Origin of the sequence: Rossellomorea vietnamensis (assembly GCF_008180415.1) — a bacterium.
GTDB classification, from domain to species: domain Bacteria; phylum Bacillota; class Bacilli; order Bacillales; family Bacillaceae_B; genus Rossellomorea; species Rossellomorea vietnamensis_C.
In genome coordinates, this window is sequence record NZ_VTEI01000009.1 from 1 (window position 1) to 17,648 (window position 17,648).

The 17,648-nt window shown below is 42.8% G+C and carries 20 protein-coding genes and 1 pseudogene; 18 read left to right on the forward strand and 3 right to left on the reverse strand.

The features are described from left to right. Nucleotides 1-200: pseudogene (locus FZC78_RS24025) on the forward strand (group II intron reverse transcriptase/maturase); the annotation flags it as partial. Nucleotides 201-316: 116 nt separating this feature from the next. Here the strand turns inward: FZC78_RS24025 and FZC78_RS16055 are convergent. After that, entirely contained in the window at nt 317-592 is a 276-nt protein-coding gene (locus FZC78_RS16055; RefSeq protein WP_148941119.1) for a hypothetical protein, read from the reverse strand. Nucleotides 593-769: 177 nt separating this feature from the next. Between FZC78_RS16055 and FZC78_RS16060 the strand changes: the two genes are divergently transcribed. The 17 genes from FZC78_RS16060 to FZC78_RS16140 all read left to right on the forward strand — a co-directional run bounded on the left by FZC78_RS16060 (nt 770) and on the right by FZC78_RS16140 (nt 14,261). Continuing rightward, complete coding sequence (locus tag FZC78_RS16060; protein WP_148941121.1) at nt 770-2,239, forward strand: DEAD/DEAH box helicase; 1,470 nt, start codon at nt 770-772, stop codon at nt 2,237-2,239. After that, entirely contained in the window at nt 2,236-2,946 is a 711-nt protein-coding gene (locus FZC78_RS16065) for a ComF family protein (RefSeq protein WP_148941122.1), read from the forward strand. Before FZC78_RS16060 ends, FZC78_RS16065 begins: the two co-directional genes overlap by 4 nt. A gap of 69 nt (nt 2,947-3,015) precedes the next feature. After that, nucleotides 3,016-3,420, forward strand: coding sequence for a TIGR03826 family flagellar region protein (locus FZC78_RS16070; RefSeq protein WP_148941124.1), 405 nt, complete (start codon nt 3,016-3,018; stop codon nt 3,418-3,420). Between the two features lie 98 nt (nt 3,421-3,518). Continuing rightward, nucleotides 3,519-3,782, forward strand: a complete 264-nt coding sequence (flgM, locus tag FZC78_RS16075) for a flagellar biosynthesis anti-sigma factor FlgM (protein ID WP_148941126.1) — start codon at nt 3,519-3,521, stop codon at nt 3,780-3,782. Nucleotides 3,783-3,800: 18 nt separating this feature from the next. Then, on the forward strand, nt 3,801-4,295 hold the full coding sequence (locus tag FZC78_RS16080) for a flagellar protein FlgN (RefSeq protein ID WP_148941128.1): 495 nt from the start codon (nt 3,801-3,803) through the stop codon (nt 4,293-4,295). A gap of 33 nt (nt 4,296-4,328) precedes the next feature. Then, the gene (gene flgK, locus FZC78_RS16085; RefSeq protein ID WP_148941130.1) at nt 4,329-5,930 is read left to right on the forward strand and encodes a flagellar hook-associated protein FlgK; all 1,602 of its coding nucleotides are present in this window, start codon (nt 4,329-4,331) and stop codon (nt 5,928-5,930) included. 15 nt (nt 5,931-5,945) lie between these two features. Then, entirely contained in the window at nt 5,946-6,851 is a 906-nt protein-coding gene (flgL, locus tag FZC78_RS16090; RefSeq protein WP_148941132.1) for a flagellar hook-associated protein FlgL, read from the forward strand. A gap of 75 nt (nt 6,852-6,926) precedes the next feature. Further along, nucleotides 6,927-7,517 (forward strand): DUF6470 family protein, encoded by a 591-nt coding sequence (locus FZC78_RS16095; RefSeq protein WP_148941134.1) that lies wholly within the window; start codon nt 6,927-6,929, stop codon nt 7,515-7,517. 17 nt (nt 7,518-7,534) lie between these two features. Next, a complete protein-coding gene (gene fliW, locus FZC78_RS16100) occupies nt 7,535-7,978 on the forward strand; it encodes a flagellar assembly protein FliW (RefSeq protein ID WP_148941136.1) in 444 nt (147 codons plus the stop codon). A 4-nt stretch (nt 7,979-7,982) separates the two neighbouring features. Beyond that, complete coding sequence (csrA, locus tag FZC78_RS16105) at nt 7,983-8,204, forward strand: carbon storage regulator CsrA (protein ID WP_148941137.1); 222 nt, start codon at nt 7,983-7,985, stop codon at nt 8,202-8,204. Between the two features lie 144 nt (nt 8,205-8,348). After that, nucleotides 8,349-9,563, forward strand: coding sequence for a flagellin (locus FZC78_RS16110; RefSeq protein ID WP_148941139.1), 1,215 nt, complete (start codon nt 8,349-8,351; stop codon nt 9,561-9,563). Between the two features lie 520 nt (nt 9,564-10,083). Continuing rightward, nucleotides 10,084-10,950 (forward strand): methyltransferase domain-containing protein, encoded by an 867-nt coding sequence (locus FZC78_RS16115; RefSeq protein WP_148941141.1) that lies wholly within the window; start codon nt 10,084-10,086, stop codon nt 10,948-10,950. Nucleotides 10,951-11,152: 202 nt separating this feature from the next. Next, complete coding sequence (flaG, locus tag FZC78_RS16120; RefSeq protein WP_148941142.1) at nt 11,153-11,512, forward strand: flagellar protein FlaG; 360 nt, start codon at nt 11,153-11,155, stop codon at nt 11,510-11,512. 15 nt (nt 11,513-11,527) lie between these two features. After that, a complete protein-coding gene (locus tag FZC78_RS16125; protein WP_148941144.1) occupies nt 11,528-13,084 on the forward strand; it encodes a flagellar hook-associated protein 2 in 1,557 nt (518 codons plus the stop codon). Between the two features lie 21 nt (nt 13,085-13,105). After that, nucleotides 13,106-13,510, forward strand: a complete 405-nt coding sequence (fliS, locus tag FZC78_RS16130) for a flagellar export chaperone FliS (RefSeq protein ID WP_148941146.1) — start codon at nt 13,106-13,108, stop codon at nt 13,508-13,510. Beyond that, nucleotides 13,510-13,857: a flagellar protein FliT gene (locus tag FZC78_RS16135; protein ID WP_148941148.1), complete on the forward strand. Its 348-nt coding sequence runs from the start codon at nt 13,510-13,512 to the stop codon at nt 13,855-13,857. Before fliS ends, FZC78_RS16135 begins: the two co-directional genes overlap by 1 nt. An 8-nt stretch (nt 13,858-13,865) precedes the next feature. Then, complete coding sequence (locus FZC78_RS16140; RefSeq protein WP_148941150.1) at nt 13,866-14,261, forward strand: hypothetical protein; 396 nt, start codon at nt 13,866-13,868, stop codon at nt 14,259-14,261. 168 nt (nt 14,262-14,429) lie between these two features. Here FZC78_RS16140 and FZC78_RS16145 read toward each other — a convergent pair whose 3' ends face one another. Then, nucleotides 14,430-14,798 carry a hypothetical protein gene (locus tag FZC78_RS16145; RefSeq protein WP_148941152.1) on the reverse strand — a complete coding sequence of 123 codons (369 nt, stop codon included), beginning with the start codon at nt 14,796-14,798 and terminating at the stop codon, nt 14,430-14,432. 199 nt (nt 14,799-14,997) lie between these two features. After that, the gene (locus tag FZC78_RS16150) at nt 14,998-17,553 is read right to left on the reverse strand and encodes an EAL domain-containing protein (protein ID WP_187444964.1); all 2,556 of its coding nucleotides are present in this window, start codon (nt 17,551-17,553) and stop codon (nt 14,998-15,000) included. Nucleotides 17,554-17,648: the final 95 nt, after the last annotated feature.

Genomic DNA, 17,648 nt, shown 5'->3' on the forward strand with positions numbered 1-17,648 from the left:
AGAAAGTTAAAACAAAACATAGAAACCTAACGAAGTTAGGAATACAAACTAACAAGGCTTGGGAATGGGCAAATACTAGGTTGGGTTATTGGCGTATCGCTAAAAGCCCCATCTTAGATAGAGCCCTTGATAACCAATACTGGTCGAATCAAGGGCTCAAGAGTCTGCTTATGAGATATCAAACTTTGCGTTTGACTTAATTGAAACCGCCGTATACCGAACGGTACGTACGGTGGTGTGAGAGGTCGGGGGTTAGTCACCCCCTCCTACTCGATTTAATTATTTAAGTACGTTAGTCCGTATACTGGGACATGAATCATCCTTTGCGCCTCTTTATCTCCTCGAAGATAAAAACAATCAAAAAGAGAATAAGGCTTGCTCCTGTAACAAGCAATCCATCAGACACAGCCCCGGTTCCTGCCCAGCCGTTTGTATGATTTGTTCCAAGAACCATCATTCCGGAGCCGATGCCAAAAACAATAATGGGAATCAGATATCCATCATTTCTTTCAATCAAGGATCGCCCTTTTGTCGCCAGCCAAATCAAGGAAACTGACAAATATAAAATCTTAACTATTGTATGGCCTGTCACCTTCGTCCTCTCCTTGCTGCCCGCTATAATCAATTTATTTAGTGCTAAGGACCTAATCTCTGCCTGTTAGACGATTTTAATAGAAAAGTAGTTTCAATTAAAGTATTAACACCTAGACGCGCCAGGCAGGAATCCCTCCCATAGAGGAGAATATAAAAAGAGAAAGGAGTGTTTTTCTTGAGATCGCTCTATGATAAGGTAAAGTTTATTACCGAATCCCAAACAAACAACCAACCTTCCGACTTCCCTAGCAGCCCGCCCACTAACCCGTCATTCACATTTAACCCCGAACTCCAATCCCTTTTAGAAGGAAAAGCCCTCCTCCCGGACGAAATTCCCCACCCATTAGAAGTAATCCAAACTCACTATGAGAATGGCCACCTCTCTTATTCAAAAGGAATACAACTTCTAAAAACAAACCCACAATGCAATCGCTGCGGCAACCAGGATCCATCACTATTCGCCAGTTTCCCTTGCAGCCGCTGCAATGAGCAATGCACCTACTGCCGCAAATGCATCATGATGGGACGGGTCTCCCAGTGCACCCCCCTCATTCAATGGACCGGGCCTTCGCAAAACATAACAATCGACTCTCTGCAATGGAAAGGAACCCTTTCGCAAGGACAGCAAACGGCATCCGATAAAGTGACAGCATCCATTCAGGGAAACACAGACCTCCTGGTATGGGCGGTTTGCGGTGCAGGTAAAACAGAAGTGCTGTTCCATGGCATTCATCAAGCATTAAAAACGGGAAAAAGAGTCTGCATTGCCACGCCAAGAACCGATGTCATCCTGGAACTCGCTCCCCGCCTGCAAAAGGTCTTCCCGGAAGCCCATCCCATCGCCCTTTACGGAGGAAGCGAAGACCGGCACAAGTATTCCCAGCTCGTCCTCTCCACCACCCACCAGCTCTACCGGTACAAAGAAGCCTTCGACACCCTCATTGTCGATGAAGTCGATGCCTTTCCCTACTCATTCGATACGACCCTGCAATACGCTGTCGAAAAAGCGCGAAAACCAATGTCCTCTCTCATCTATCTTACCGCCACTCCCAACAGCACCCTGCAGAGAGAATGTTCCAGCGGTAAAAGAAATCACGTCACCATCCCGGCAAGATACCACAGACACCCTCTGCCGGTTCCCGCACTACAGTGGGGAGGAAACTGGAAAGCCGTTCTGGAAAAAGGAAAACTCGCACTTCCCATTAAAAAATGGACTGAAAAGAGGATCACAACAAACAAGAAAGCCCTCCTCTTCCTGCCGTCCGTCAAAACCATGGGAAAAGCACTGCCTCTTTTTCAAAAAATACACCCTGATATCCTATCAGTTCACGCCGAAGATCCCGAACGAAAAGAAAAAGTCCAAAAAATGAGAGACGGAGAGATTCCGATATTACTGACCACCACCATCCTGGAAAGAGGAGTAACCATCCCGAATATCGATGTCGCCGTCATGGGAGCCGAGGAAGAAATCTTCACAGAAAGCGCCCTCGTCCAAATAGCCGGCCGTGCCGGCAGAAGCGCAGAGCATCCTACAGGAGACATCACGTTCTTTCACTACGGAAAAACCCGCTCCATGATAAAATCCGTTCACCATATAAAAGAAATGAACCGGCAAGGAGCCAAAAGGGGGCTGTTAGACGAATGAATACCCATTGCCTCGACTGCCACAGTGAAATCGAGTACAACATGACATGGAATTCGTTTTTGTTCACACCAAAAGAACGCTGGCTCTGCGGAAAATGTGAAGTGCAGCTCCAATTCATAGCCGGAGAGGGATGCAGCATATGCTCCCGCCCGCTTTCCCTTTTAGAACCACAGCACATAAAAGAAGGCAACTGCCTCGACTGCCTGAGATGGGAGCAGGATCCCCAATGGAGGGGAGTCCTCACCAAAAACACCTCACTCTTCCTCTATAATGAATACATGAAAACATACCTGGCGAGATTCAAATACCGCGGAGACTACACCCTGTCAAAAGCCTTCGCCGCAAACATCAAAGAAGCCGTCTCAGCAATGAACACAAGTATCATCGTCCCGATACCGCTAAGCCCAGAGCGGCTCAAAGAACGAGGCTTCAACCAGGCAGAAGCACTGGCAAAAGAAGCCGGCCTTCAAACCCAGCACCTGCTCATCCGTAAACACTCCGAAAAACAATCCAAAAAATCCCGCCACGAACGAATCCACAGCGAAACGGTATTCGATCTGTCTCCCGATGAACTAAACATCAATAACCAATCCATCCTCCTCATAGACGATATCTACACCACCGGCACCACCCTCCGCCATGCCGCCCAATGCTTAAAGCAAGCCGGAGCAAAGCAAGTGTGCTCCCTGACTCTCGCACGGAGCTGATAAAGCTAAACAGTCCCGCGAGCCTGCCGATATAAAAAGCAGAGAGCAATCACGAGAGGTGGAAGGACCATGTCAGAACTACTAAATTGCCCAGAATGCAACGGGCTTTACGTGAAAAATATGTTTAAAGATACATGCGATAAATGCTTTAGAGAAGAAGAAAAAAAGTTTGAAGAGGTTTATGCGTTTTTAAGAAAACGTGAAAACCGTGCAGCATCAATTGAGCGTGTGGTGGAAGTCACAGGAGTCAGAGAAAAATTGATTCATAAATGGGTGCGGAAAAAACGACTCCAGCCTGCTCATTTCCCAAACATGGGTTATCCATGTGATAATTGCGGGAAGATAATACCAAAGGCAAAGCTTTGTGACGAGTGCACAAATAATCTGACGCAGGATCTGCAAAAGCTTTCCTCCGAACAAGCATTCCAAGATAAGAAAAAATTGACACAGCAATCTACCTACTATTCAAAATAGGAATAAACACCCACTGCGTAACACTAAACAAAATGAACCCGTATCCGATATAATGGGTATGAATATCTGAACGGACCAAAGAAAGCGAGGGAAGCCTCATGAAAATCAATAACATAAATAATTCAGGAATCAACCCTTATAAGCGCCAGATGAATAAAGTAGATCAAGCAGCAAAAACAAACCTTCAAAAAGCTGACAAGATTGAAATTTCTTCAGCGGCCAAGGAAATGCAGGGAACATCCAAGCTGGTACAAGAGCGGAAAGCGAAAGTAGAAGAATTAAAAATCAATGTGGAAAACGGTACGTACAAACCGGATCCTCAAAAGATTGCCACAGGACTTATCAATTTTTATAGAAACTAACAAAGGGAGGAAAGCATCATGCAAGCCGATCAGCTACTCACAACCTTAGAGAAACTTTATAAATTACATCGCAGCTTGTATGATCTTTCTCTGGAGAAAACGAACATCATCAAAAAGGGTGAGACGGAAGCCTTGAATGATGTCATGATAAAGGAGCAGAACTATCTGACAGCGATCAATACGCTGGAAATCAAAAGGCAGCAGCTTGCCGCTGAGTTTCTTACCTCAAAGGGAATCCGCTTTTGGGAAGCTCCGTCTCTAATGGATGTCATTGAAAGAGCGGACGAACCAGAAAAGGCCCGCCTGAATCAAATAAGGCAGAAGCTTTTGAAGGTTACCGAGGAACTGAAGGAGCAGAACGAACTGAATCAGAAACTGGTCTATCAGTCTCTGCAATTCGTCAATATGAATCTTTCCATGTTCCAGCCTCAGCCGCCTAAAGGGAACTACAGCAGGCCAAATCAGAAAAAAGAACAGTCGGAACAAACATCGATGTTTGATTCTAAAGCATAAATACAGAATAACGTTTGAAATGGAGGAAGCAGCATGCGTTCCACTTTTATGGGACTTGAAACCGCCAAGAGGGGAATGTTCACCCAGCAGGGAGCCCTTTATACAACTGGACATAATATCGCCAATGCCAATACACCAGGGTACAGCCGCCAGAGAGTGAACTTCCAGCAGACGGAGCCATATCCGCCTGTCTCCATGAACCGCCCGCAGATTCCAGGCCAGATGGGATCTGGTGTCGAAGCAGGTTCCGTTCAGCGTGTCCGCGAAAAATTCCTGGACGTTCAATACCGTGGAGAAAACAATAAGCTCGGCTACTGGGAAGGCAAAATGGAAGCCATGAAGAAGATGGAAGAGGTCATGAATGAACCTTCTGATTCCGGTTTGGCAAAAACCATGGATATGTTCTGGCAGTCCCTGCAAGATCTCGCGGTCAATCCGACCAACTCAGGGGCACGTTCGGTTGTGCGCCAGCGTGGAGTCGCAGTTGCCGAAACCTTTAACTACATATCTTCATCTCTATCAAGTATCCGTAAAGATCTGAAAAACGAGATAAACGTTTCAGAGAATCAACTTAATTCATTGACCAGGCAGATTGACAACCTGAACAAAAGAATCGGCGATGTCGAGCCGCATGGCTACCTGCCGAACGATCTGTACGATGAGCGTGACCGGTTGATTGATGATCTTTCGAAACTAGTAGATATACAAGTTACATACGAATCCAGCGGCGGCGCCTCAATGCCGATTGCAGACGGCCAAGCCAGGATCACCCTGATGAATGAAAATGGGCAGGCTTCTGCTGAGTTAGTAGGCGCAGACGGAGCGAAGGAAATCAAGGTTCTAACGGAAGGACCGAATGGAGAAGTCAGCAAGATCCAAGTCGGTACAACAGAATTGAATCCCAACGATTTTACCTCTGAAGGAAAATTAAGAGGGTTAATGGAAATGTACGGATACCAGGACTTCTCCGCCAATCCCCAAGGAGAAGTAAAGGGAGCGTACACGGATATGCTCTCTGAACTGGACAACCTCGCCTTTACGTTTGCCAGGGAATTCAATGAGATCCATGCGGCTGGTATGGGCCTTAACGAAATTGAGAATGGCACGAACGAGGAAAACGTATTCTTTGTTGAACCAGGGCAAGGAACAGGCGGAACATTGCCAACTGGCTCTAATTTAACAGACCATCTAGGCGAGCGAGAAGGCTTTGCGAGCAGAATCGGCATTTCTCAAGTCATCAAAAATGATTTAGATAATATTGCTTCCGCAGATGGAAGCAACCCTGCTGCCGGTACAGCTGGAGATGCTTCTGTCATAAAAGAACTCGCAGACTTGATTAATAAACCTTTTGAATATAAAGAAGGGAGCGGTGAAGAAGCCGACTTCCGTAACTACTATGAAGGTGTCATCGGTTCCATGGCCGTCATCTCCCAGGAATCAGTCAGAATGACCAATAACAGTGATGTCCTGCGCCAGGCAGTAGAAGAACGAAAAATGTCGGTCAGCGGCGTCTCGCTGGACGAAGAAATGACCAACATGATCAAATTTCAGCATGCCTACAACGCATCCGCAAGAATGATCACACTGCAAGACGAAATGCTCGATCGAATCATTAACGGCATGGGTGCCAGATAAGGATGGTGAAGTAATATGCGCGTAACACAAAGTATGCTCACAGGTAATTCAATGCGAAACTTAAGCTCCTCCTACGACAGGATGGGCAAGCTTCAGGACCAGCTGGCCACAGGCAAAAAAATCACCAAGCCTTCTGACGACCCAGTCGTGGCGATGAAAGGGATGTTTTACCGTTCGAACCTGACGGGAATCGAGCAGTATAAACGTAACCTTTCAGAATTATATCTTTGGATGGAAAACTCAGAATCAGGGATCGACCAGGCAAACCAGGGTCTTCAGCGAGTCCGGGAACTGACCATTCAAGGAAAGAGCGGTACGCTCAGTCAGCAAGATCAACAAGCCGTTGCGAAAGAGATAGACCAGATTAAACAAGACCTTGTTAATGTAGCTGATACTCAAGTAGCAGGAAGATATATTTTTCACGGTACGGATGTCAGTAAATCTCCTATTGCCAATAAAGGACTGGATAATACCCGAGCTCCACAGGTGGCAGCCAATATGGATGATCCTTCGATAGATAGCTATGAAATTGAAGTTTCCCGTGGGGTGTCTTTAAAGGCGAACGTTAGTCCGAATAATATTTTTAGTCAGAAAATGTTTGATACGGTGCATAATATTCAAAAGGCATTGGAAAATGGAGATACTGCGGGATTGGATGCAGAATTAGGCAGTCTTGATGATATTATGGATCAATTATCAGCAGAACGCTCAGAATTAGGTGCGAGATATAACCGCCTGGAAATGGTGGACGATCGCCTTATGCAACAGGAAATCACTGCAAGCAGAGTATTGTCAGATAATGAGGATGCTGACATTGAGCGTGTGATAACTGAACTGAAAACCCAAGAAAGTGTTCACAGAGCTGCACTTGGGGTAGGTGCAAGAATCATGCAGCCAACATTGATGGATTTCTTAAGATAAATCACGCTGAGGGACTGACCCTTTAAGGTGTACTGTCACCTTGGAGTCAGTCCTTTTTATTTTGGAGGTGAAACGATGAACTTTCCGCAAATCCGCTTGCAGTCCTCACCTGCAAGCATCTCAATACAGACCACTCCAGGCAGAGTCGAAATCGAACAGCCTCGAGCTCAGCTTGATATCCAGCAGCCAAAAGCTATACTGGACATAGAAACATCTTCTGGAAAGCTGACTATTGACCAAACAGAAGCATGGGCGGATATGAATATAAAAAGCGTCTTTCGAATGACTGAAGACAATGCCCAAGAAGGTCAGCAGGCTGTACTAGAAGCAACAGGATCTGCAGCGCAGGACGGCGATGAACTGATGAGGATTGAAAACGGAGGAGGAGCAATTGCCTTCCAAGCCAAACGTAATGGAGAATCACCTATATATGATTTTAATATCGGTTGGATACCGAGGCACGGAAGCGTCAAGATACAGTATGATCCTGCGTCAGTGATGATTGATGCCCGCCCTCAGGAAGTTATCAATAATACAAGGACTCAAAAACCAGTTATTGAACATGTGCCTTCTCAAGTAGATATTAGCCTGAAACAGCATGGAAGCCTGGATATTGATTTTGAAGGACTGAAATTTGTCGGCATCAATTACGAACAAGAAATCTAGTAGAAGGAATGTGAGATATGAAAATTCTAACAAAGTACCATGGTGAAATAGACATCAGCCAAGACGATATCTGGACTTTTGAAGGAGGAATTCCTGGCTTCCTCGATGAAAAGCAATTTGTACTCCTAGCTCTTCCGCAAATAGATGGCTTTTCAGTTTTACAATCTATCAGAACTCAAGAATTAGGGTTTGTTGTCAGTGATCCTTTTCAGTTTTTTACAGACTATGACTTCACACTGAGTAACTCTACTCTAGAACTCTTAAATTTAAATGAAGAGAAACATGTGAAGGTCCTATCTATTCTAACGGTAAAAGATCCCATAACAGAAACAACCGCAAACCTTCAGGCGCCCTTAATCTTTAATACAGAAAATAAAAAAGGAAAACAAGTCATCCTTAACGAAACAGATTACAAAACAAAGCACTTCATCTTCACAACAAAACAACCGGTGAAGGGGTGAGACAATGCTCGTACTGACAAGAAAAACAGGAGAAGCTATTAAAATCGGCGATGACATAGAAATCACTGTCCTGAGCCTTAAAGGCGACCAGATCAAGCTGGGCATCGAAGCTCCCAAAAATATTGACATTCATCGCAAAGAAATATACCTATCCATCCAGGACGAAAACGCAGAAGCATCACAAGGTGTCAACAACCTGCTTTCACTACTTTCTAAAAAACAATAAAAATATTTTTAAAAACTATTAAAAGCCAGAGCTTCCTGACGATATAAACAATGTAAAGAGAAAGAAAGGGCGGCCGACCTTTCACTCTCTAAAACAAGAAGTTCACAAGGATGTGGACTCTACATTCAAGGAGGAAATTATACAATGAGAATTAATCATAATATCGCTGCGTTAAACACGTACCGTCAGTTGGGTAATGCAAACAATGCACAACAAAGTTCAATGGAGAAACTATCTTCAGGTCTTCGTATCAATAGTGCGAAAGATGACGCTGCTGGCCTAGCAATTTCTGAAAAAATGCGTGCACAGGTACGTGGTTTAGATCAAGCTTCATCTAATGCTCAAGATGCTAACTCATTAATTCAAACAGCAGAAGGAGCTCTAAACGAAACAACAGACATTCTGCAACGTATGCGTGAATTAGCTGTACAAGCAGGAAATGATACAAATACAACCAATGACCGTGAAGAAATTCAAAAAGAAGTTAACCAATTAACTTCTGAAATCAACCGTATTGGTAATACTACTGAGTTTAATACTCAAAAGTTACTCAATGGTTCGAAGGATGCTGGTGCAGATGCTGTTGCTGCTACTCAAGTTGATGTTGGTGGCCTAACGTTTGATACTACAGGTGGAGCTCTTGAAGGATATACTTTTAAACTAGGTACTGTAGCTGACGGTACTAATGAATCTGCATCTGTAGACACAACGAATAAAACTATTACAGTTAATGGGGATTTCACTACCTCGGGTACATTTGCTGTTGCAGCAGATGTAGAAACTGCTATAAATGATGCATTAGAGGGCGAAGGGATTACTCAAACTGTAGATGTAGGGGGAACAGCTGAAGTAACTTCAACTGGTGCAGAATCTGCTACTGTTAGTGGTGGAGTAGATGCAGGTGCTTCTCTTCAATTCCAAATCGGTGCTAACGAAAATCAAAGCCTAACATTAGATATCTCTGATATGAGGGCTGCGAATTTAAATCTTACAAGAGATGGTACTGATGCTAAATTCGCTGTTACAGATGGTACAAGTAATGATGTTAAGGAAATGGCTCTTGATGTAACATCACACGCTAGTGCAGCGGATGCTGTAACAAAAATTCAAAATGCTATTGATACAGTTTCAGGTGAACGTTCTAAACTTGGTGCAACTCAAAACCGTTTAGACCACACTATCAATAACTTAAGCACATCTTCTGAGAACCTAACTGCTGCGGAATCTCGTATCCGTGATGTAGACATGGCGAAAGAAATGATGAATCAAACTAAGAATTCTATTCTTGGCCAAGCTGCTCAAGCTATGCTTGCTCAAGCTAACCAGCAGCCACAAGGAGTTCTTCAACTTCTACGTTAATTTTCATAACTCTTCAGGAGACTCTAGTTTGTTTTACTAGGGTCTCTTTTTGCTTGAAAGTATTTGATTAGATTTTGGAGCTTTTTTCACTCCGGTAATAAGGGAAGCCACCCTTGTAAATAACTGTAACCAGGCAAGGCAAAAGCAAAAGAGTAATACATTATACAATATATAGATTTAAGTAAATGTCACAATTCCTCCTAGAAAATTGGTGAAACTTCTTCTTTCATAAATTCTTCTGAGCTTCTTGTTAGACAAATTTACTACTTCTCTCCCTCTCAAAAACACCACTAAAACCTTCTTTCCATTGTTTTTTCGACTGAATTTTTACAGATCACCTTTATCATATTTAGATTCCTGTTATAATTCAAATCAGTATGGCTACTGTATAGATTTTTGTATGACAATCAAAGTAAAAAGAAATAATTTTCCTTTATAAAAGAGTGCTGGGGGAAAGAGTACAGATTTATACTAGTTAATAAAGTTATGATCATAAGAATAAAGATTAGGAAGTGAAAATATGTCATCTCAAGAGAAAGATAAATTAGGTCAGTTCATACCCTTACATTACCATTATCAAATGCTGTCTGATCGTGATAGAGTCCAGGCATTTAAGATGGCAATTGAACGGATTGTTAAACCAGGACATAGAGTGGTCGAGTTAGGAAGCGGTACTGGGGTATTATCCTTTTTCGCAGCAAAGCAAGGCGCGCAAGTTCAATCTATTGAATTCAATTCTGCCCTAGTAGAAAGAAGCAGAGTCTTGATAGAACAAAACGGGATGGGAGAACGCGTAGAGGTGATCGAAGCAGATGCATCCTTATGGGTTCCGTCAGAGCCAGTCGATGTAGTAGTTTGTGAAATGTTACATAGTGCTCTTTTGCGTGAAAAACAGGTCGAGGTAATTGAAGCCTTTCGAAAAAATCACAAAGAAAAATTCGGTGAAATTCCCATCATGATTCCTTCGGCAACCTTGCTCGGTGTCCAGCCTGTATTGCAGGAATATTCCTTCGAAGGTTATCATGCTCCGGTGCCGCTCTTTCAATCACCGTATACTCTTTCACCGGAAACGCAGGATGTTCATAACCCTGAAGTGTATCACATTATTGATTATGATCATGCAGAAGTGGAAGTTTATTCGTGTCATGCTTCATTTTCCTTTCAACGAGAGGCTGAGTTTAATGCCTTCCGGTTTATTACAAAGAACCTGCTAGCCAGTGGGCCGCAGGGTGAGGATATGGTTGATTGGCATAATCAATATCTGATTTTTCCTACTGAAAAGGAAATTTCGGTTAAGGCGGGACAAACAGTTTCAATCTCCTTTTCATACACCCCTGGCGATTCAATTGAAGTATTATCTCAATCTCTTAAGGTTTCTGTTCTTTAAAAAGGCCTTTAAGCAGTTCTGCTCAATCTAACGAGTATTTTAGCTAATTAATCCTAACCTAACTAACTGTAACTATTAAGAGACTCCAGTTCGCTGGTGTCTCTTTGTCGTTCGCAAAATGCTTCACGAAACGTTCCCATAAACTAAACATTTCTGTTTCTCCAACCGATATAACTCATATAACTCATAGGAGGATCAGAACATGATCGAAAAAGTGACAGGTGGTTCATCGGCTTTTCAATCAATATCTACTAGACAAAGCAGTGAAACGAAGGAAATAGACAAAATACATAGAGTGCAGGATAAACAACAAGAATCTCCTCCCCAAGAACCTGTCACAAAAGAGAAAGTGGAAGAAGTCGTTAATGGAGTGAATGATTTCTTAGAAGCTTCTAATACTTCTGTTCAATTTCAATTTCATGAAAAGTTAAAAGAGTACTATGTAACAATTGTAGATAATAATTCAAAAGAGGTCGTCCGTGAAATTCCTGCGAAGAAAATGTTGGATATGTATGCGGCGATGACTGAATATATAGGATTAATGGTAGACAAGAAGATTTAGAGATGAGGTGGCACTATGAGTGATATGCGTGTAGGTGGTTTGGCATCAGGAATGGATACCGATCAAATCATTAAGGATTTAATGAAGGCGGAAAAGTTGCCTTTGGATAAAATGGAACAGAAGAAAACTTATACGGAATGGCAGAGAGATGACTATCGGGAGATCAATAAAGAGCTGTTTGATTTTAGTAACTCGATTTTTGATGGTGTTATGAAGCAGAGTACTTATACACAGAAAACGGTGAATGTATCCGATCCTAATGCTGTTTCTGTTAAAAATATTAGTTCTGCTTCTGATTTCACCGGGAGCATTAAGGTTAACCGGTTGGCAACTGCTGCGACAATGTTTGGTTCTGGCCAAATCACAGACCCGGATGAACCTGAAAAGCCAGCCAGTCCTTCCGCAAAGCTTAGTGACTTATTTGGGATAACCGAAGACCAGTCAATTACAATAAAGGCTGTCAACAAGGAAGGAATCCTGGAAGGGAAAACTTTAACCCTTACAGAAGATATGACACTACAGGGTATGATTAATAAAATCAACTCTAAAACTGGAGTAGCTATGTTTTATGATCCTCATGAAAAAGTCATGTCGGTAACGGCTAAGAATACCGGAAGCAATGAGAACGGACCGGAAATTGAATTTTCGGAAGGATTCCTGACTACCCATCTGAAGCTGGATACTACGAATGTGATAGCAGCTGCAGCTGATGCGGATGGTAATGCAGAAACAGAGGGCAAAAGGGGTTCACTTGGAGAAAATGCATCTTTCATGTATAACGGCTTAACGACAGAAAGAGCCTCAAACACATTTCAGATTAACGGTTTTGAACTTTCACTTAAAGAGGCAAATCGCGATAAAACAATCACCTTCAGCTCTGCACCGGACACAGATAAAGTTCTAGAAAAAATTGTCAAATTCGTCGATGACTACAATAAACTCATCGAAAAAGTAAACGGTGAAATCGGGGAGAAAAAGTTCCGTGACTTCCAACCGTTATCGGCTGAACAGAAAGAAGCGATGGAAGAAAAGGAAATCGAGTTATGGGAAGAGAAGGCCCGCAGCGGCACCCTTCGTAATGACTCTGTGCTTTCTTCTGCTATGAATAAAATGCGGACAGACTTGTATACTCCGATTTCAGGGGGAACATCAGAGACGAATCAACTCGCTCAAATCGGTATTAAAACATCAAGCAATTACCTGGACCGAGGCAAATTGATCATTGATGAAAACAAGCTGAAAGAAGCCATTTCAAAAGATCCAAATGCGATCTATGAGCTTTTTGCCAAGAATGGAGAAGCGACAGGTGAAAAAGGGATCGCCCGCCGCTTAAGAGACACGATTGGTTCCACAATGGACAGTATTGAGCAGAAGGCAGGAAAGCTTACAAGCACAAATTCAACTTTTACATTGGGCAGAAATCTCGACAGCATCAATAATCAGATGAGCCGCTTCCAAGATCGTCTGGGACAAATAGAAGACCGCTACTGGCGCCAATTCACGGCGATGGAAAAAGCCATCCAGCAGGCAAATTCTCAATCATCGTACTTAATGCAGCAATTTAGTATGTAAATCAACTAAAGGAGTGTCATTATGGCAATCAACAATCCTTATAAAGCCTATCAAAATAACTCAGTAACAACAGCATCACCAGGGGAATTGACCCTGATGCTTTATAACGGAAGCTTAAAGTTTATCCATATCGCCCAAAAAGCCATTCAGGATAAAAATGTGGAAGTGAAAAACACCAACATCCAAAAGGCCCAGGCTATTGTACAGGAACTGATGGTGACGCTGAATATGGATATCCCTATGTCCAAAAACATCCTGTCACTTTATGACTACATCAACCGCCGCTTAATGGAAGCCAATATTAAGAGTGACGTCGCTATTCTTGATGAAGCGGAAGGTATGCTGACGGAACTGCGTGACACATGGAAACAGGCTATCCAGATTAACCGCCAGCAGCAGCACGGCGGCCAGCGTGACCAGGCGTAATGAGTAAGGTTCAAGAGTGCTGCATCATCACAGAGAAGCTGGTAAAGCTGGTAAAAAGCCCATATGAGACGCAGCGTGATGAGGTTATAGCTGAAGTAGAATCCTTATTGAAGCAACGGCAGGCAGTCATGGCCGACATGAAAGGGCCTTACTCAGAAGAAGAGAAGAAGCTGGGGAAGCAGATACTAGTTTGGAATTCGGAAATCGAAAGAGGCCTTGCGAATTTACGAAATGATATCAAGCGGAACATGAACAACGTGGCTAAAAAGAAAACCTCAGCCAAGAAGTATACGAACCCATATGAATCCATGCAGTTCGACGGCATGTTTTACGATAAAAAGAAATGAGTGATTCTTTGACTAACAAGGTGATACTAGACGAAACACAGCATACGTTCGTTGGGGAGTATAGCGAGATGCTTTCTACCATTGAAGAAGCATTCCATTATGTAATCGCCAGCTTTGAGGACTACGAAAAAACAGAAGGGGACACCATTCTTACAGACATCTTCCAAGCACTTGCTCAAATCGCTGAGAGCAATACCCTTTTAAAGAGTCTGTTCACAGACCAGCCTTTAATCACAGCGGCAATCAATCAGTATGAAGAAGTTACGAATGAAGCAATGAAGCTCGACGGCAGTTTCGCTGATCAGAATTTGAAAGAAACGGTGATTAAAGAAAACCTATATCCAGCTTTTGCTGCTTGGCACGGAGAAGTAAGAAGAGAGCTTGATCCATATACGAACAGTTAAAGACGCAGAAGACTGCGTCTTTTTTTATGAATAGGCATAAAGGCTATAGAAGAAACGTTTTGGTACTGTGGCCGTGCAGTCCTTAATAGCTTTAAGACTCTTCATTAACAGGTCTGTTGTCCGGCAGCAAAAAGATGCAGAGGTTTGCTTAAACTGATAGTCTTCGTACTAAGGAGTATTCATACCCAGCCGCTGTATAATGATGAAGGGTATGAATATCGAAAAGCAATACACATATAAGAAAACAATTTTATGGTAGTAATGTTGTGTGGGACCTTCATCTGAAGGATCAAACTTTAACCAGCCCATGAGTCCGACAATAACTAATATACTTCCATAGATTAAAGCACCCGTCTCGATTTGAAAGGTCTCTGTATCAATCACAAATTTAATATAATAGATTAAAAACAAAGCTAACAAGCCAAGGAAATATATTCTAAAAATAGTGAATAGCAACTTAAGGCGAGTAGAAAAAATATACCCAAATAGTACATATGATAAAATGAAGCCAGCAAATTCTACCCAATAGATCTTCATGATCGTTTCCCACCTTACAACAAGCTGTTTACCTAATAGTGAATAATCTAGGTCTGCCTATTTATAAAAGTTTAATACTGCTTTACTCTTCTACTGTAAGAGACCTTTCGCCCTACTGGGGAAAGGTCTCTTTTAGCTTACAGCCATGTGGAGTTGTGCGGGGGGAACGGAATTAAAACAGCCGCGAAAGAGTACTCTCTCAATGCTTCCCATCCTCCAAAAAAGAAAACAAATCCTTTTCTATCAATCCAGTATTCTCAGGAACACCGTCTCTCTTGAAAGCCAAAGAGAGTGCATTCAAGGACACGGTCAGAGATTCTCTTTCTGTCTCCGTCATTTGAAACTCCACTCCATATCGGCAGAACTCTTCGTCGGCTTCCTCTTTCCAAACCACTTTTCCTATGAGTGTGATCTCTTCTCCAAGTATTTTCAGGGAGAAATGCAGCAAGATGTCACGGTTTTCGGGAAATTGGATATGAGAGATGAACGCCAAGCCGCCTGGACCTATGTTGGTGATAGGAATTCGAGTTTTGCCAGTCGTGACTGTCCTTTTATTCATACTGGAGATCGTCACATACCCCTGCAGCGGAACAGGAGGCTGGATTCGGAAGTGACGGCGCCTTTCATGAGGAACATTTTTATTAACTGCTGAGAGGGGCTTGATGGTTTTGCCCTTCAGGATGGTTTCGAGTTCTGCACCTGGCACCGGCCTGCTGTAGATGTAGCCCTGTATCAAATGACACTGGATGTCATTAAGGACTTCTAGTTGTTCTTTCGTTTCGATTCCCTCGATTGTGGTTGACATATTTAAGTCAGCAGAGAGGTTTGCCAGGTTCTTGATGATGGCCCTGCTTTTCGGATCATGAGCCAGGCTCTTCGTGTATGAGCGGTCAATTTTAATCCCATCGACGGTCAGGTCCTTCAGATAAGCGAATGATGTGTATCCTGTTCCAAAATCGTCAATGAGGATTTTCATTCCGCTTTCTCTCAATTCTTCTATGGTCTGCTTGACGACCAGAGCTTGCTGAAGAAAGACGGCTTCCGTGATTTCCAGCTTGATAAGTGTTGGCGGGATATCATATTTTTCCAAAACGGAGAGGAAGCTGGTTTTTAAGTCTTTGACAAGAAAGTGCTGTGGAGAAAGGTTGATTGAAATCGGTACAAGGGGAATACCCCGCTTTCTCCATTCTTGAAGAGTTTGGCAGGCTTTTTCAAGTACCCATTCGCCTACCTGGACGATAAAACCATTTTCTTCCGCATAAGGAATGAAGTCATTGGGTGAAACGATTCCCCATTCGGGATGCTCCCAGCGCAGAAGTGCTTCTGCTCCAACTATTTGATTCAGGCGGGAATCGACTTGCGGCTGAAAGAAAAGCTGCAGTTCCTCCTTCATCAGGGCAAGCCTGAAGTCTTTTTCCAAGACAAAACGTTTGTAGGCATCAATACTGTTTTCCGGAGAAAAGATTTGAAAAGAGTTTCTGCCATTTTCTTTTGCCCTGTTCATTGCAGCGATACTATTTTGAAACAGATCGGTGATTCCGTTCGAATCGGATGGATAGAGGCTGACGCCAACCGATATCGTCAGCAGCAGTTCAAATTCCTTGATTTCATAAGGCTCTTTCAGACAATCGATGACCTCTTTGCACAAGCTGGAGACATTGGTCAAATTACCAAAGTCCTTTAGTAACACCACAAAGTCATCATTCGAAAATCGCGAGACGAAAATTCCTCTTTCCTGAAACCTTTTCAGTCTGCGCGCGGCCTCTTCCAAAATTGCATCTCCTATAACAGGACCCAATGTTTCGTTCATATATTTAAAACGGTTAAGATCGATATAAATCATGGCGAATTCCACATTCTCTTTGATGAGTGAGGTCATTTCCGTTTCAAGAGTCTTCCGGTTAGGCAGGGCGGTCAGTGAATCATGGTGAAGAAGATGCTTTACCCGGTCTCCCAGTTCTTTATCCTTGGTGATATCGGTGATGATGCCGTGATAGCGGATGATCCTGTTGTGATCATCTAGGATTGGAATGATCTTATCGTTTACCCATTTCATTTTTCCTGAAGGGGTGATGATTCGGTAATGATGGCAGATGGTTTTCCCTTGTTTTAAAGGCTTTCGGTCTTCATCAAACTTCTTTCGGTCATTTATGTAGACTAAATTTCTCCATTTGGTTTTTCCTTTTATAAATTCCTCTGCTTCGGTTTCGGCAATGAAGTTAATTCCCTGGGTGCAGAAGGTTATGGACTTTGTAAGGTTGTCATAGGACCAAATCGCTGCCTCCAGAGCTTGCGAAACCTGTTCCATTTCCTCCTCTTTCGTCTCGAGTGCGGACTGGAGGGCTGCTTTGTCTGATACTTCATGGATGATTGCATAAACCCCTGCTGTTTCTGTGTTCTCCTTAATAGGGATATAGGTAATGTCTATGTCTAAAAGATATCCATCTTTATGGTAAGCCTGGGAAGAAAAGTTCTCTATATTTCCATTCAACGCAGATTGAAAGTGCCTCCTTACCTGGTCTTTCAACCCATCTGGAGTATAGTCGGTAAGAGACGGGGGCTGATCAGGCAAGTGATGTCCGGTTATACAGGTAGTGGCTTTATTGATATTTAATAAATTCCCATTGTAATCAAAATGCAAAATGATGTCGGGTGAATGCTCAAAAAGAAGCTTGAAATATTCCAGTTCTGTTAAATTTGAATTCTTATGTACGGACTGGTTATTCATTTGAAGGGAATTTAGCAAAGTTGACAAGATACCACTCCTTTGGGAAAACATGCTGTATATCTAGTATAAAAGTACCAATAGAGTACAGCAATAGAAAATAAGACAAAAAATTCAAAAAATCG

What these genes read in the sequence shown, in the direction of transcription:
- FZC78_RS16065 (WP_148941122.1), top strand. Translation starts at nt 2,236, where the DNA reads ATGAATACCCATTGCCTCGACTGCCACAGTGAAATCGAGTACAACATG.
- FZC78_RS16070 (WP_148941124.1), top strand. Translation starts at nt 3,016, where the DNA reads ATGTCAGAACTACTAAATTGCCCAGAATGCAACGGGCTTTACGTGAAA.
- flgM (WP_148941126.1), top strand. Translation starts at nt 3,519, where the DNA reads ATGAAAATCAATAACATAAATAATTCAGGAATCAACCCTTATAAGCGC.
- FZC78_RS16080 (WP_148941128.1), top strand. Translation starts at nt 3,801, where the DNA reads ATGCAAGCCGATCAGCTACTCACAACCTTAGAGAAACTTTATAAATTA.
- flgK (WP_148941130.1), top strand. Translation starts at nt 4,329, where the DNA reads ATGCGTTCCACTTTTATGGGACTTGAAACCGCCAAGAGGGGAATGTTC.
- flgL (WP_148941132.1), top strand. Translation starts at nt 5,946, where the DNA reads ATGCGCGTAACACAAAGTATGCTCACAGGTAATTCAATGCGAAACTTA.
- FZC78_RS16095 (WP_148941134.1), top strand. Translation starts at nt 6,927, where the DNA reads ATGAACTTTCCGCAAATCCGCTTGCAGTCCTCACCTGCAAGCATCTCA.
- fliW (WP_148941136.1), top strand. Translation starts at nt 7,535, where the DNA reads ATGAAAATTCTAACAAAGTACCATGGTGAAATAGACATCAGCCAAGAC.
- csrA (WP_148941137.1), top strand. Translation starts at nt 7,983, where the DNA reads ATGCTCGTACTGACAAGAAAAACAGGAGAAGCTATTAAAATCGGCGAT.
- FZC78_RS16110 (WP_148941139.1), top strand. Translation starts at nt 8,349, where the DNA reads ATGAGAATTAATCATAATATCGCTGCGTTAAACACGTACCGTCAGTTG.
- FZC78_RS16115 (WP_148941141.1), top strand. Translation starts at nt 10,084, where the DNA reads ATGTCATCTCAAGAGAAAGATAAATTAGGTCAGTTCATACCCTTACAT.
- flaG (WP_148941142.1), top strand. Translation starts at nt 11,153, where the DNA reads ATGATCGAAAAAGTGACAGGTGGTTCATCGGCTTTTCAATCAATATCT.
- FZC78_RS16125 (WP_148941144.1), top strand. Translation starts at nt 11,528, where the DNA reads ATGAGTGATATGCGTGTAGGTGGTTTGGCATCAGGAATGGATACCGAT.
- fliS (WP_148941146.1), top strand. Translation starts at nt 13,106, where the DNA reads ATGGCAATCAACAATCCTTATAAAGCCTATCAAAATAACTCAGTAACA.
- FZC78_RS16135 (WP_148941148.1), top strand. Translation starts at nt 13,510, where the DNA reads ATGAGTAAGGTTCAAGAGTGCTGCATCATCACAGAGAAGCTGGTAAAG.
- FZC78_RS16145 (WP_148941152.1), bottom strand. Translation starts at nt 14,798, where the DNA reads ATGAAGATCTATTGGGTAGAATTTGCTGGCTTCATTTTATCATATGTA.